This window comes from Rania fehmarnensis (genome assembly GCF_056494185.1).
Genome location: NZ_CM151398.1, coordinates 8,007,385 through 8,023,134 on the forward strand (window position 1 = coordinate 8,007,385; position 15,750 = coordinate 8,023,134).

At 53.0% G+C, this 15,750-nt stretch carries 7 protein-coding genes; 6 read left to right on the forward strand and 1 reads right to left on the reverse strand.

Translation table 11 applies throughout. The annotated features are described in order from the left end of the window. Window positions 1–67: 67 nt before the first annotated feature. From SH573x_RS27230 to SH573x_RS27255, 6 genes are all read left to right on the forward strand, one after another. Window positions 68–4,033 carry a protein kinase domain-containing protein gene (locus SH573x_RS27230; protein WP_479351210.1) on the forward strand — a complete coding sequence of 1,322 codons (3,966 nt, stop codon included), beginning with the start codon at window positions 68–70 and terminating at the stop codon, window positions 4,031–4,033. A 203-nt stretch (window positions 4,034–4,236) separates the two neighbouring features. Continuing rightward, a complete protein-coding gene (locus SH573x_RS27235) occupies window positions 4,237–4,797 on the forward strand; it encodes a hypothetical protein (protein WP_479351211.1) in 561 nt (186 codons plus the stop codon). Window positions 4,798–4,859: 62 nt separating this feature from the next. Beyond that, window positions 4,860–5,768: a serine/threonine protein kinase gene (locus SH573x_RS27240; protein WP_479351212.1), complete on the forward strand. Its 909-nt coding sequence runs from the start codon at window positions 4,860–4,862 to the stop codon at window positions 5,766–5,768. A 20-nt stretch (window positions 5,769–5,788) separates the two neighbouring features. After that, the gene (locus SH573x_RS27245) at window positions 5,789–8,341 is read left to right on the forward strand and encodes a serine/threonine protein kinase (protein ID WP_479351213.1); all 2,553 of its coding nucleotides are present in this window, start codon (window positions 5,789–5,791) and stop codon (window positions 8,339–8,341) included. Beyond that, window positions 8,331–12,416 carry an NPCBM/NEW2 domain-containing protein gene (locus tag SH573x_RS27250; protein ID WP_479351214.1) on the forward strand — a complete coding sequence of 1,362 codons (4,086 nt, stop codon included), beginning with the start codon at window positions 8,331–8,333 and terminating at the stop codon, window positions 12,414–12,416. The genes SH573x_RS27245 and SH573x_RS27250 overlap by 11 nt, the downstream gene beginning before the upstream one ends. Window positions 12,417–12,443: 27 nt before the next feature. Then, a complete protein-coding gene (locus SH573x_RS27255) occupies window positions 12,444–12,857 on the forward strand; it encodes a hypothetical protein (protein WP_479351215.1) in 414 nt (137 codons plus the stop codon). Between the two features lie 70 nt (window positions 12,858–12,927). Here the strand turns inward: SH573x_RS27255 and SH573x_RS27260 are convergent, their stop codons facing one another. After that, window positions 12,928–15,522: a PSD1 and planctomycete cytochrome C domain-containing protein gene (locus tag SH573x_RS27260; RefSeq protein WP_479351216.1), complete on the reverse strand. Its 2,595-nt coding sequence runs from the start codon at window positions 15,520–15,522 to the stop codon at window positions 12,928–12,930. Window positions 15,523–15,750 lie beyond the last annotated feature (228 nt).

Below are 15,750 nucleotides of genomic sequence, written 5' to 3' on the forward strand. Positions count from 1 at the left end.
AACGTGCGGCGTTGCCGCTTCCAGAGCGATCGCTCTTCCCTCACACTCAGCCCAGCACCGTGGCCCCATGGAATGTCCCAACAAATCGTTTCTACATGCGTTTGCCGGCGATCCTGATCAGGCGTTGCAGAGCGTGCCAGATTTTGCTCTGCATCTGAGTCTGTGCCCGAAGTGCCGCGTGAGCCTGGACGAGATCGCCCTGGATCAGAGAACCGACGACATTTCAAAGTTGCTGCAGTCGATCCCTCAGTCTGCGCAGCCTCTTCCCAGTGTCGAAGGTTATTCCCTGCTGGCGTACGAAGGCGCTGGCGCCTCGGGCGTAGTGTATCGAGCCAACCACAAACGTTCGGGAATCGAAGTTGCCATCAAGATCATTCCCAACCTGACAGCTGATCAATGGCAGCGAATCGAACTAGAACGGCAAACGCTTACCCAATGCGACCATGCCAATATCGTTCAGTTGCTCGACTTTGGTCGTCGTGAACAAGGATGTTATTTCGCGACACGTTGGGTTGAAACCAGTTTGGCCAAAGAATTACAAGCCCGGCCGCTGATCGGTTTGCGGGATGCTGTCACCTGGACAGAGCAAATTGCCAGCGCGATAAGTCATTTGCATGGTCTGGGTATAGTGCATCGCGACTTGAAGCCATCAAACATACTGCTCAGCAGTGATCGACTACCCAAGTTAACCGACTTCGGCATCGCCAAGAACTTGAATTCCAATTCGTCGCTGACTGCCTCCGAAGTTATGCTGGGGACGCCGGGTTACATGGCTCCCGAGCAAGCATCTCAGGCGGATCATCCGACTAGCTTTGCGACAGACGTCTATGGTCTGGGAGCGGTTCTGTATGCCTTGATCACAGGCCGGCCACCGTTTATTGGCAGTTCGCCAATGCAAGTCACCATTCAAGTATTGAATGACGCCCCCATCTCTCCGCGCAAGTTGCGTCCAGAGACGCCCAAGGATCTCGAGATCATTTGCCTGAAGTGTTTGGAAAAGAACCCCGCCGATCGCTACGACTCGGCGCAAGCGGTCGCAGATGACTTGACGCGATTGCTCCAGGGATTGCCAATTAAAGCTCGCCCTAAGAGCGTACCGCTACGGGCATGGCGAGCCATTGCCAAACATCCCACCATCGTTGGCTTGCTGGCGGCCATGTTTTTGGTCAGCACGTTGTGCGCAGCAGTCATTTACCGTTCGCTGAAATACGATCAGTCTCAACGTATCGAACTCTCAAATCTTGCACTGTTAGGGGCGATTGGTAGCGCATCGACAGAGAATTTGCCACAACTTTTTGCTGAAGCCAGTGTTCGACTGAAAACTCCAGTCCCAAAACACGAATTTGAAGAAGTCAGCTGGCAAGTGAAAATGCGATGGCTCTGCCTGACTCCCGAAATCGATGGTGCACTTGTACGACCAAACGAACTGATCGCCGCAATTGAGAACTCTGCCTGTGATGAGTTAGCTTTCTTACTTCCCCGGCTCGTCAAACATTCACAGGTGGCTACATCGGAATTCGTCACAGCCCTGGACCAGGCAATACAGCATTCGAAGTCCGAAGTCGGTGCACTCCGACTTGTAAGCCTGCGGACCGAGTTGGAACCAGGCTGGCATGCTTCGCCCGACTGCTTGCAGAACATCATTCATGGATTGACCGAAGCTCCCGTCGAAGAATCCAGTCAATGGTCTAGATTACTCCAAGGAGTAAGCCAGGACTTGCTGCTGGAACTCTTTCGGGCACCACCTCCGAACGAGGGACAGTCATCGAAGGAACGATTGGGAACGATTAACCTTCAAACGCTACAGGAACACCCGTTGGTACGTTCGGTATCACTTCGCCAGACTGCCTGGAGTTGGGCTTTGCGCGATTCAGAATCTATGTTGCGTTTCCTCGAGCTGACGCCTTTGTCTTCAGTGGCTATTCCATCAAGTCTACCTCTCGCAACACAAAATGATGCAATCAAGCAGTTTCATACCGAGTATGAACGACTCTGGCGGCAATCCGAGGAACAGCCGCCACCCAGTTCCATAAATGTTCGACTGCAACAATTATTCGATCAGTCTAGTGCATTCATGGGCAGAGGTCTGGGATCTATACACTCCATTGAACGTGCAAGATGCGATGAACTGATCGAGGCCCTAGCGGAGAACCACTTGTCGCTACTGACCATTCAGCCGTATGAGTTGGCAGGTCGCCAGTTGTTCTGCGCCACCTTCGAACTAACCGATGAGCCATGCGCGGTCGATTGGCTGGTACCACTCGATCAAGTGGGTGCTTACATCGATCAACGGCGACAGGCTGGCTGGGAAGCGATTTCCATGTGGGTACACGTAGAACCTACTCCTCAATATGCAGCCCTGCTCTGGCGCAAAGGCCAGTGGGGGCCTAGCACATTTCTCTCGAAAGATCTAACAGAAGCACTCCGCAATATTACCGATGGAGATAGTTCTGAGGCGTCGACCAAAGTATTTCAACAAACGATTACCTGTGGCGAACAGGCCATCGAAGTCGGCTTGCTGACCAGTCGCCAACATCCCAGTCGCGATGAAAACGATCGCAAATTCATGATGATCCAGGAGCCCGTAAGTTTCGCTGAATGCAACGTCTCGTCTACCTACCGCCTGGAGTACATCTCTGGTACCGAGGAGTTTGCTCTCATCCGACGTTGTGAGCCCGGTGAACATCTACGCCAGCAACTCACGTTGTCGAAACTCGGCTATGATCCAGTCTACATCTATGCAGAGAACAATACGGGCTATCTGCATAGTTGTTGGCATCGCCAAACTGGTCGGCTGCGCGTGCAAGACTCGGCAAACATGGCCAAACTCGCACTGGCAACCTGGCAACTCGGCTCGAGCGACCTTGTCCTTCGGGTTCTTGACCAAACATCGAACCCCGCGTTGAAGACAGCAGTGATTGAAAACTTGGCCACTGCCGGACGCGGCGCCGCTGCAATTCTACAGTTGATTCATCCCGAGGCATCTGCGTCGCAATTGCAGGGGCTGCTCCTGGCGCTACCAGCGGACATTACTCTGACGCGAGAACCCGCGCGCAGCGACCTGCGACAACGTTTGGCTTGGTGCTGGCAGCATCCCAATTCCGGAGTTCACTTTGCGGCCGACTTTCTGCAACGACTGTACTTTCCTGAACAAGCCGGACCGGTAGCCAACCAGCAACACGCGCACAGCTATGGCTACACCCCGAACGAATCAAATCGACAATGGTTTTATGGACCGTTGGGACTGCCCTTTGTGATCATTGACCAGGGTGTTTCTGGAATTTACGGCATCGATGAGAACTTACCTTGGTCCCTGACGATCAATCGACAGCTTGTCACCGTAAAAAATCGATTCGCACTGTGTGCCATCGAAGTTCCGCATTGGCTGATGCACAAGTTCTTGATCGAAAACCCAGCCATTGTGAGCAATGATCGCTACAACTACATCGTGCCGGATGACTGTCCTGCGGCGGGCTACAATCTGACCGACATGCTAAAGTTCTGTCGCTGGTTGAGCGAACTGGATCAAATTCCCCTCGAACAGATCGGGTTACCAGAAAGCTCACAAATTGATGTTGGGCTAACCTTGCCCACAAATGTGTGGGATAGCGACGGATATCGCTTGCCAACTAACGTTGAATGGGAGATGGCGTTCCGCGCAGGCACACGAACTCGGCAGTTCTTGGGTGACTCGTATGACTACCTTCCATCTTACTGCTGGGACTCGTCCAACTGTGACCAACGTCCCCGAGAGGTAGCCACACGCAAACCCAATCCGTGGGGTTTCTATGATATAGCGGGTAACTTGTATGAAGCGGTTTTGGGTGATGACCAACACTTGACGACCATTAGGTCTCGAATTTGGGATGACCAGTCGCTCGACAAACAGACGGTCCTCGATATCCGTGGTGGATCTTTCTTGTCCAGCCGTCTTTATTCTTCGGCAGGTTCCCACCACCATATCAATGCATTGACCCGCGATATCAACTGCGGATTTCGTATCGCGAGAACTCTACCACCGAAAAAAAACTAAGCTCGTGTGAAGTGAGATTTTTGTGAGTGCTGTAAGGTACGTGCGTAAAAGCCAATAGCGAGGCAAAAAACTTGCTCTGCCTTTTATTCTCGTTCGCTTAGGTCAGGGATCTTATGCGCCACATTGTTCTTGTTTTCAGCACAGCCTGGGTTGCGTTGTGCACAGCGTACGTACACGCTCAAGCAACCGCTTCCAAGGTGACTTTGGCTGGAGTCAATATCGAAATCACCAACATCCGCGTGATGACTTCCCCAGCCATGACTCAAGATGCCAATGGCAGTCATCCCACCTCGCCCGTACCACTAGACTCGCAAAAACTACTCGATCCGGCGACCAAGTACTTTGTCGCATTCGATTACCAGACCGACTGGAAGGCAAGTGAAGATCCAGAATCCGTCGACAGGCTAGTAGTGGGACTGGAAATTGGTGCAAACGCTGCCGGCGAAGAGACAGGTGCTAAAGGTTTTCGCGGCTACGGACCTGCACGGCTGTCGTCCAACCAGGGTACCGCCATGATATGGATGTCCGATGTCATGGTTGACGACAAGAAGCAGATCGATGTCGAAACTCAATTAAAAGTTTATGGCGTCAGAAAGAACAAGAGCAGCATCCCTAGTGTCGCCGTCGCTCAAAAAATAGCTTTCGTGGCCAAACAGGACCGATATGCGGTCATCTCTGAAACACAGTTTGATGCACTCAAGTCTTTGTACAGAAGAGTGGGCGACCTTGAAGCGCGGATTAAAAAACTGGAAGCCCGCCCGTAACGCGCCAGGCGACATCCGCGCGGCCTACCTGGCACTCGGAGGCAACCGATTTAAGATGCATCATGTCTAATGAACATACGGATGAGTTTACACCTGACACCGGGCCCTCGCAGTCGATACCTCAAATCGTAAAAACCTTCGAACCGCCTGGTTTCAAGATTCAGAATTTAATCGGCCAAGGCGGATTCGGGGCTGTATATCACGCCATACGCATTAGCGATCAACGGGACTTTGCCATCAAACTGCTGCGCATTGACAAGTGCCATGGCATCGATCGCAACCGTTTTCTACGAGAGGCAGTGGTACTCTGTCAGTTACAACATCCTAAGATCGTCGGCTTTCGCGAACTGGGGATGGCCGGCGAGTCACCGTACATCGTAATGGACTACGTGCCGACCGTGCGTTGGGCCGAAGTGTGCAAGTCTCTATCGGCTAAACGCCGAATCAAACTGGCGGCGGGCATCATTACGCATTGTTTGGAGGCGCTGGCCTTTGCCCACAGTAAAGGCATTGTTCATCGAGACCTCAAACCCAGCAATATCTTGTTGGAACGTCGCGACATGAAGTTAATCGTCAAGCTCGCGGATTTTGGCCTGGCCAAAAACTACTTCGATGCGGGCTACAGCGGCATGACCAGCGATCAACAGATCGGCGGGACCATTGGCTACATGGCTCCCGAGTTGCTGGCCGGTTTTCGCTTCTTCAAACCCGTCAGCGACCAATATTCGATGGCAGCTACTCTATACGAACTCATCGCGGCTCGACCACCGCTCAAAATTGACAACCGCACCAATCCAATCATCGCCGTTCGCGATAACAAATTTACGGCTATTGAATCGCTGGTGCCGGAGATCGACAGCCAACTGGCCCAGTGGATTCATCGCGGACTCGACACGAATCCTGACCAGCGATTCTCATCCACCGAGGACATGCTCGCCAGTTTGAAACATATCCATTCTCAGTTGCACTGATCATCAGGCTCAACCACGCTATGCCCCACGCGTCGAATATCATCGCTACCGTATGTACCCTTTGCAACGCCAGCCTACGACTTGATTCCAAGTACATCGCCAGTCGCATTCGCTGCCCTAAATGCCATGGAGTCTTCGAGGTTCAAGCCGTCAAGCTCCACGCGGCTGAAGATGAACTGGCCAGTCGCGAAGCTCTGGCCACCCACTCGGAAGTTACACCATCACCCAAGCAGCCATCTACTCCGACTTCTCCATCTCAAGAGGAGTCGTTTAAGCCGCTGTCGTCGGCAGCAAGCGAACTGACTCCAGCCACTTCGAATAAAGCGCGTGGGCAACAGACTATCGGTCGTTATGTAATTGACAGAGAACTTGGTCGAGGTGCCTTTGGTGTCGTTTACTTGGCCAAGGATCCTGTATTGAAACGCCAGGTCGCTATCAAATTGCAGACGGCACCACTGGCTGAATCTGATTTCGAGAAAGTCCTTCAGGAGGCGCGGGCTGCGGCTCGGCTGCGCCATCCTAACATCGTGGCCGTCTTCGAAGTTGGGGGCCATAGTCAGCGGCCCTTCGTCGTCAGCGAGCTGATTCCGGGCAGCAGTCTGGCCGATCGCATCACTGATGGCCCGATGGAGCCACGGCACGCCGCCACCATCGTACGCGATCTGGCTAGAGGCCTACACTATGCACATCAAGAAGGCTTGATCCATCGCGATGTAAAACCTCACAACATACTTCTGGACGACCAAGATCGACCGCAACTAACCGACTTTGGGCTGGCCGTCGATCGGACTGATGAGCAACAACGCGAGCAGGCAGCCTATTCCCAATCGGGTACCTTGGCCTATATGGCTCCCGAACAAGCTGGAATTGGGGGAGCATCGGTCGGTTCAGCGGTCGACCAGTACGCCTTAGCCGCCACACTGTTCGAAATGTTATGCGGACAACGACCGCACCCTGGCGAATCTCTCGACATCGTTACCGGTCTCGAAAAACCTACCCCGCCGCGTTGTCGCAGCCTATTAACCAGCATTCCACTTGACTTGGATGCGATTTGCTTCAAGGCGATGGCCCACGAACCATGGAATCGCTACGACAGTTGCGGTGAACTGGCTGATGATCTCGATCGTTTTTTAAATGGCGAGTTGATCAAAGGCCGCCGCATCAGCTTGCTTGAGCGAGCGCAATACTATGCCAAGAAACATCCTAAGCTCGCGGCCTGGTCGACTGGTGGTGCAATTGCGGCCGTCGGTCTTCTCATGGCTACGACGACGATCATTGCGCGCCGTATCAACAACGCCAATCGAAGTCTGCAATCCGTGCAGAATCAACTGGGCGCAATAACTAGTATGATTCACGACACCGCTGGCCTCCGCCCGATCCCCGCGGGCTCGGACACATCCGAATTGCCACTGTGGATCGCTTACTCCCGAAAATTGAACAGCGCGGCGCGCGCCGAATCGATTGGCGATCGCGAACTCTCGGGAAAATTGCTCGACGAATCTGGAGACAACATCCGGGATTGGGAATATCAACATTTGGATGCACGCCAACGCCAGGGATTGATCTCCAAATTTCCTCTTGAACAGCGGCGAGTCCTCCGAATTCTGGCCGGCACCGATGGTGCCACCTGTTTGGTTCACAGCGCCAATCCATCGGCCATGCGTGTGATTTCCATTCGCGATGGAAGCTTGCTGGCGGAGCTGCAGACCGATGCACGTGCCGTGACATTGGCTAACCAAGCCGATTTAGCTTATTATTCCAATGCCAATAAGATTAAAGGCTGGGACTGGCGGTCAAAGCAGGAGCTATCCAGCTTCGACATGCCATTCATTCCTCAGAACATCATGATCTCGTGGGATGACAAATGGCTATACGCAAAAGGGCCGGATAATCAATTCGCTCTAGTCAACCTTGAACGACAACAAGTCATCCACACTTCGATACTCCGCCATGTGGATATGCCCGTCTTCGCGCATGATTCTTCTAAGCTATTCGTGGCAGTTGAGCAACAACTTCGGTTCTTGCCTTTGCAGTCGCAACTGAGCTTCCAACCTACTTCGTTTCAAACTTACGCAGAGAAGAAGCTTTCGCCGCTAGCCGTGCTGCCTAACTCCAATACGGAGGACTGTTACTTTGTCGTACGTACCGACCCGTCGTGGACAGTGTGCAAGAACAATTTCGAGCTGGCCTCGCTAGCGTTTGCTCCATCTCAATTGCGTGTCCGAGAAGATGACCTGGTACTCTTCGATAGCAGCTATTTTGGTATTAAAGTGGCCATTCTAGTGCATGGCGCAGGCAATCCAGTTCAGCACTCGCTCTTAGATGGATATGGATTAATTAGCGCTGATATTAGTTGCGATGGGCGCCTGGTTCTGGCCGTCAAGGACCAAACCGTTTACGTCTGGGATACGCGATTGCTGAGCCCACAAAAGGACAGCCAGTCACCCGGGATACTGAAAACCATAGCAGTAGATCGAAACGGCAATCAATCAGTGGTTGCCGACGATGCACAAGTTTCATTTATTGATATTGATACAGGTGACGTATTGTGGAGTCGCAATAATGACCGCTGAAGAATTGTGTGAGTCTTGGATGCGACGAGTCTCGATCCTCTGCATGTGTATGGTCCTTGGCTGGTCATCAGTAGGTTCCAGTCAAACTGTAATCAACCCAACGGCACCCGCAGCGCCAGGGATGAAGTTTACACCTGACTTTGGCGAACCTCTTTGGAACTCAACCCTCCCGATGCCGGAAGGAAAAACATCGCCGGATAGCAATCGGTCGGTTACTCCTGAACTGGATATCAAGATTGCTTCTATATCGGGCGCTCTGCAGCCCAAAGACACGATCCTCTCGATCGCAGCCAATCCTGGCAAGAACTTTGCCGTTAACATCGAAGTCACCTTTCAAACATCCGAACCGACCAAGCTGTTTGCCAACTTGAAGTTAGATGCGATTCTGCCACAGAGTGAAACGCAAAAACTCATGCAGTTCCACGCCACGACGTGGCATTACGACAACGAATCCAGCCCCAATGCAAAACCAATATCTGCGCCTGGCACTTTACAGATTCAGTTGATCGGCACTGCTCCGCAAGAAACTGGCGAGTTTGAATTTGCAATCGATGTTGGACTAATGCCCAAGCAGTCGGGCGGTTTCTTGAAAAAGCTGTATCCTGTCAAACTTGTGACCAGCTTTACGAAACCCCAACCTTTGTTGCCGCGGGCTTTAGCCATCCATGCTCAAACGCAGCGCGTCGCCGTTGGTGGGCAGGACGGTAAAGTTCGCCTGCTCGATTCGGCCGATGGACGAGTGTTGCAAACGTGGCCGGTGGGCAACGCTCCTGTCCAGTCGTTGGCATTCTCGATCGATGGAATTCAGCTAGCCGTTGGATTCGGGGCCGCGCAAAACGAAGATAATTCTCCTGTGAACATCCAGGTTATCTCGACCACGGATGGCGCGCAGCTAAAAACATTGGCAGGTCACGTCGGGAAAGTTACGTCGCTGTTAGCCACTACCAATAATCAGCTCCTCAGTTGCGGTGAGGAGGGACGCGTCATCTTGTGGAACCTCGGCACCGGACAGCAGACCGCCGCTTTTCAGGCCGATGGGCCAGCTAGCCTTCTGAGCCAAGCAACTGATGCCTCCATGGTCTGTGCGACAATTAATAACCCGCTAAGAATCGAGCTGCGTACCGAGACGCAAACAAGAACAATTAGAATGACATCGTGTCGAACAGAAATTCGGCAACGAACTGTCAAAAAGTCTCGCATGCTTGATGTTAATAAAACTCAGCAGCTTTCTGTCGACTTTGAAGGTCAACTGCGCAATGTAACTCGTACCAGAACTCTGCAGGTCCCCGAGTTCTATGATGAGATTGAGGAATACACTGTTCAGGTGCCATATTCAACAATCACGACCGAAACCTACGCCGTAACTGTTCCTGACTTCACACGCATTCCCGATGTGGCTGGCCACCCTACTGCGGTCGTCAAGCTAACTCTTCCTGACTTGAAACTCGTGGGTCAGTGGACGCCTGAGGGCGATCGCTTGCCGATTGGTACTAGTTTCAATGAAGATGGCTCGCGAATCTTTGTTACGACCCAAGCGGGAGTTAGTGTGCTCGAATCGAACTCAATGGTGGAGCTGGTCGACGTGCGCGGCAAGTACGATGGAGTCGATGCCACAAAACCTGTCTATCATGCTGCACCGTTCTATCTTCCAAGTCGTCAGGCAGTCACGACACCTACCCTCAGTCGCTTGACGACGCTAGGTATAAGACCCAAGACTGACGACGATTATTTTCAATCTCTAACTAGTTCAGCGGCCGATTTTCGAAAGCAATCGCTCGAAGTTTCGAGCCAGGCTCGGACGAAGACCCCACCAAGTCCAGCTTTGCCAGTGGAGACGGCCTCAGCATCACCCAATCCGCAGCCAAGCAAACCATTGCTGGCCAAAGTTCCCGCTGATTTACAAACAGTCTTGTTAACCGATTACAGCTTCAACAGCCAGGGGCTGGCCGATCCGGTTTTGAATCCAACTCCTGTACATTTGCTCGGTGGCGTCGAACATTACGACTCCCTGGCGGTCGATGCTCCGCACAGCACGACCATTGCTATCCCCGAAGGTTTCTCGTCGTTTACCACCTACTTCGGATTGCAAGACAACCAGGCCGGTTCGGTCGCCTTTGTCATTCGCGGAGATGGCCAACCTCTTTACCGCTCTAGCATTATTCGCGATCACCTCATCCACGGTATCACCGTCGACATTCGCGGAGTAAAGAAGCTCGAACTAGTAGTGGAAGCAGCAGACAAGGGCAATGTGAACGATAAAGCTCTGTGGGTTGATCCTACCTTGCTCCGTCAAAAGGCCAGCGATGCCTACGCTCTGCCATTCGTCGAAGTACGACTGACGATCAAAAATTTTGATCCAGCACTACTGATGTTTGATAGCTCGCGGGCTGAAGTTTTTGGACAGTTGCCAGCCAATGACAAAGCTGAAATTAAGTTGGGCAGTCAGGTATGGAATACCCGAGAATCACCCTTCAAAATTCTGCCTTGGAAGGGTACCAAATTGAATTTCAACTTGGCGCGAGTATATGTGGAGCAATTGGAACGGGGCGATCTGGCTTATCGGTGCGAAGCGGATCGATTATTCGTGCAACTAACGCCCCATCAATATCGTACGATTGATTGCCAGCTCGTTTTTCAGATACCGTTACTTTCAAATACGCCGGCTACTGCGCGTGAGCCGGACTGGCTGGGTCCTTGGAAAGTGGCCGGCTGGAAAGCGCAACACGATTACGATTGGTGGATGCTGCCCGAAGTACCTCCTATGAGTACGAAATTCTACGCAGCCATTTCAACTCCCGCGGTCGATTGGCACTGGGGCGATCTTGCGCCGCTAAAAGACGCCCCAGTAGCACACGGCGTCACCGTGGGCGAGCGCAAATTCAAATCCGACGGTGGAGTGTATCGCCTCGAAACCTTAACCGACGATGGCCTGCGCATCAAGCTGGACGGCGAAACCATTGTCGATGACTGGGTGCGTGACGATGCGCGACAAACTTGTCGACAAATCACCGTTGCGGCAGGTACTCACACATTGCGTTTTGAACATGCTGATACGATTGGCTATAAACGAATCTTTGTCTCGCTACGATTAGAGAGCGACAACGAGGAATCGCAATCCGAAGTCAAGAACGTCCCTACGCCCATGCTCACCGCTGAGATAATCGCCGACTTGCGAGAACTTCGGGAGATGGGTGTGTACATAAGCTTCGATTTTGCCCACCCAGAATTGGCAGATACCTTGTATCTAGATCGGCTAGCCAAGGCTCAAAGTGATCGTGCTCTGACCCTGCTTGCCAAGCTGCCAAACGCCCAGACCGTTCGCGTAGTTGGACCGACCATTACAGACTCAGAGATGGCTTTCATATCGAAGAACAAGCAACTGCTGAGGCTAGTCATCATGTATGCTGACGTTTCCCCAGCGATTGCCAACCAGTTGGCCAAACATCCTACGCTACAACAACTGGTACTGTTTCGAGGTACGCAAACGATCGAGGCAGCCACCGCCCTGGCGGCCCACTCGAAAATCGAGAAGTTAGATCTTTCGTGGAGCGATTCCATTGATGACAATCTACTACTGGAATTCGGCAAACTGAAGTCTGCCAACTCGATTGCAGTCTACCAGACGAAATGCACGCTCGATGGAATCCACCAACTATGCACCAGCCGCCCCGAACTGCGATGTGAACACGATTTTCAAGTTCAATCCAATCCGGTAAGTGTGGGCGGGAAGAAGTATGTCATGATCAGCACGCCAACCAAATATGCAGACGCAGTCAAGTTGGCTCAATCTATGGGCGGCGCATTGCCGGCCCCCACTACACCTGAAGAAAATGAGCAGTTAGCCAAGCTGGCCGAAAGCTTCGGAGTCTATAGCTCAATCTGGCTAGATGTCAGCGACGCATCAAAAGAAGGCACATGGAAAACGTCATCCGGGACCGAGTCTGCGTTTACACCTTGGGCACCTAAAGAACCCGGTGGTGGCACCAATGAGAACCAAGCAATCTTGCGAATCCCCAGCCGCCTGTGGAAAGATCATAATTCGGAATGGCCAAGTGCGTTTTTGATTGAACTTTGATGGCCAATTGTCCTAGAGTTTAGCACTATGTCCAAACTCAGCCGAGATCAGCTTGACGCCGCGATTATCGTCGGCGGTTTGGTATTGGTGTTGATGACCGGAGCTGTATTTGCAGCGTTTCCGACTTACCAGTTGCTCGATATGAGTGTGGTGCGTCGTCCGGTTTGGGATCCGCCACGCGTGGTCGTGCGCGAAGCGGGGCAGGGGCTGACGCCTGCGGATATCGCTAGACTCCAGCCAGACCCACGTCAGAAGGAACTTCTCGAGGGTCTTATGAAACCCATCGTCTTCGAGCCCACCCCTAACTGGTTGGGCTTTCAAAAATGGGAGCCCAATAAGCCAGCCCGCGGTCGTGCCTATCCCACCAACGGCTTGCTCTATTTGTTCATCCTATCCATCGTTGGCTACGTGTACGCTCTGAAGTATCGCGGCATCCTTTGAAACATACAGGCTCTGAACAACTGGCTAGCATGGAACAGTCGAGTCTAAACACGTTGATGCGTCCACGTGTTTAGTCCACGTATAAGAAGCGATTGGTCGACAGCAGCGCTTGCGTGTACAGCGCGAGAGCTTGCTCGGCAGGTGTGATTCCCTCCAGCTTTTGTTGCTCGAAGTAATTCTGTTGCTCGGTGATAAAAGCGATCGCTGCAGCTATCTCCTCTTCAGTCGGACGCACCGCGAAGGCTAAGAGGTTAGCTTGCACAACCTCACTGCGTAAGTCTGGCCCTGAATCGCGCACAAGTCGCTGCGCAAAACGTTCAGCTAAACGGATGGTGACTTGGTTATTCATCAACAGCAGGGCTTGCGGCGTTACGGTCGAGGCACTGCGGCGGTCGCAGTTGGGAGCCAAGGCTGCTAAGTCAAACGGTTCCAGCATACCCAGCGGCATCGAACGTCGCACTTGCACATACAAACTGCGGCGAAACTGTTCAGGATCGTCTTTTAACTGCGCGACCATGATGCCGTTGCCATCGCGCATCGCAGAGCCCACGATGACCTGGCCAACATCGTCGGGATTGACCGTCGAGGGTGGGCCATACATTGTCGCGACACGCATGCCGGCCACCTCTATCATCGCATCACGTATGGCCTCTGCTTCCAATCGTCGAATCGACATGCGCCCCAGCAGTCGATTATCGGGATCAACAGCGGCCAGGGCTTCGGTCTTCTGCGACGCTTGTCGATAGGCATACGAGGTAACGATTCTGCGCTGCAGTTGTTTCAGATCCCAAGCGTTGCGGACTAGTTCCAGCGCCAACCAATCCAGCAACTCTGGATGGCTGGGGCGTTCACCAAGCGCACCGAAGTCGCCAGGCGTATTGACAATTCCCTGACCAAAATGATGCATCCAAACTCGATTGACAAACACACGCGCCGTTAGTGGATGCGTGCCACTGGTTAAATGCCTTGCCAACGCTAAACGGCGCCCAGTGGTGGGCACATACTCATCATCGCTGGCAATGTTGGCAGGCTCGGGCAGTATGCTCAACCCTCCAGGTTCAACGGCCTGACGAGGTTGTTTGTGATCTCCACGAGAAAAGAGATAGGTCACTGGAACTTGCCCAGGCACTTCGCTTAGACAAGCTACATCTTGTTCAGCCGGTCGGCGTGCCTTTATCCGCTCGCGCAACTCGTCATAGCGTTTATTGAGCTCATTCAGGCGAGCCGGTTCATACAAGTACGCGGAACCGCGATCGACGTTGAGCGATGGGTAATCTTTCATCAACTGCTTTTGCTCAGCAGATCGTTGATCTTCAGGCGTGGAGCGCGTGATCAAAGCTGGCTGGCGCATATCATCGGCCAGCTTGTCGAGTTCCTTGCCGAAGATCTCATCGACGATGCAATCGAGTTCGGCAGTCTTGCGTTCTTCAACAGAGTTCATCTCTGCGTCAACTTGTTGTGCCAACTGTCGCTCTTGCGGCTTGAGAATGCTGACCAGCCGCGAGGCTTTGGGACGCCAGTTCTTGGTATCGAGCGCTGGTTCGAAGATCGCACGAAAGCGATAATAATCGACTTGCGATATCGGATCATAGCGATGATCGTGACATTGTGCGCAGCCGACGGTCATCCCCATCAGCGATGTACTGACAATCTTTAGAGTTTCGGCCATGACGTCGTTCTTGGCGACTTCAGCATCAACTCCGCCACCGGCCGTACCGTCGGGTGCCGTGCGCAAGAACCCTGTTGCGGTCAGCCGCTGGATAGCAACTTCATCGAGATCTTGATACGGACCAGCGACCAGTTCATCGCCCGCAAGTTGCTCGACGACCCACTGGTCAATGGGCCGCGATTGATTGAAGGCAGCAATCACATAATCGCGATAACGAAAAGACCATGGTCGGACGTCATCTTCTTCGGTGTAGCCATCGCTATCAGCATAGCCCGCAGCATCGAGCCAGTGCCGCGCCCAACGCTCACCATAAGCGGGCGAGGCCAACAGTCGGTCGACCAGTCGTTCGTATGCATCAACCGAGTCATCGCCGACGAAGCTGAGGACATCGGACGGAGCCGGCGGCAAACCTAGTAGATCGAATGAAAGTCGCCGAATGAGCGTGGCTCTGTCGGCTTGCGGACTAAACGACAAACCTTCCGCTTCCAGTCGAGCCAACAGATAGGCATCAATTGGATTGTCAGCGAGTTCAGGACGATTCGTAGAAGGCAAGGCTGTGGCCGCCGGCGGCTGGAATGCCCAGTAGCTGCGTTCCTCTTCCGTCCATTGATTGGCATCGTCGAGCGATTCTGGTTCGGCCCGTTTGGTACGAGCCCCTTGATCGATCCATGTTTTGAGGATCGTCGCTTCAGCTGGGCTGAGTCCTTTACCTTTGGGAGGCATCTCACCGGCATCAATGCGTTGCCAAAGTAAACTGTGTTCTGCGTCCCCGATGGCCAGCGCTGGACCGCTTTCACCACCTTGATTCAAGAAACGTACCAGGCGAACATCCAGTTGGGCTTCGCGCACACCATCTTCGCCATGGCAATGAAAGCAGTGCAGCTTCAAAATTGGTCGAACGTGGCTCTCGAAAAACAGTTCGTCCGCTTCGATCGATGGACCGGGCTGCCAGAGCACAATGAGCAGCAAGAGAGAAAATAGTTGACGAAGATGCACAGGTGGGATCCTCGAGTTGGGTGCGTTCGGGTGGGATGTTCTTAGCATAGAACGAACGAGGCTCGAGCACAATCTGGACGATTCTCCCCCGGGGGCATAACGCCGGCGAGATCTGCTGCACTCAGGACGTTTGGGCGTCCCTGAGCCCTGGAGAAAATTCCGTATTCTGCTGGCGGATTCTACGGCACACGAGACCTTTACTGAGTAATGCATGAGCCTTTACGCCTT

Bases quoted from the DNA above. Each gene is read 5' to 3' on its own strand.
- SH573x_RS27250 (WP_479351214.1), top strand. From the start codon at position 8,331: ATGACCGCTGAAGAATTGTGTGAGTCTTGGATGCGACGAGTCTCGATC.
- SH573x_RS27255 (WP_479351215.1), top strand. From the start codon at position 12,444: ATGTCCAAACTCAGCCGAGATCAGCTTGACGCCGCGATTATCGTCGGC.
- SH573x_RS27245 (WP_479351213.1), top strand. From the start codon at position 5,789: ATGCCCCACGCGTCGAATATCATCGCTACCGTATGTACCCTTTGCAAC.
- SH573x_RS27230 (WP_479351210.1), top strand. From the start codon at position 68: ATGGAATGTCCCAACAAATCGTTTCTACATGCGTTTGCCGGCGATCCT.
- SH573x_RS27240 (WP_479351212.1), top strand. From the start codon at position 4,860: ATGTCTAATGAACATACGGATGAGTTTACACCTGACACCGGGCCCTCG.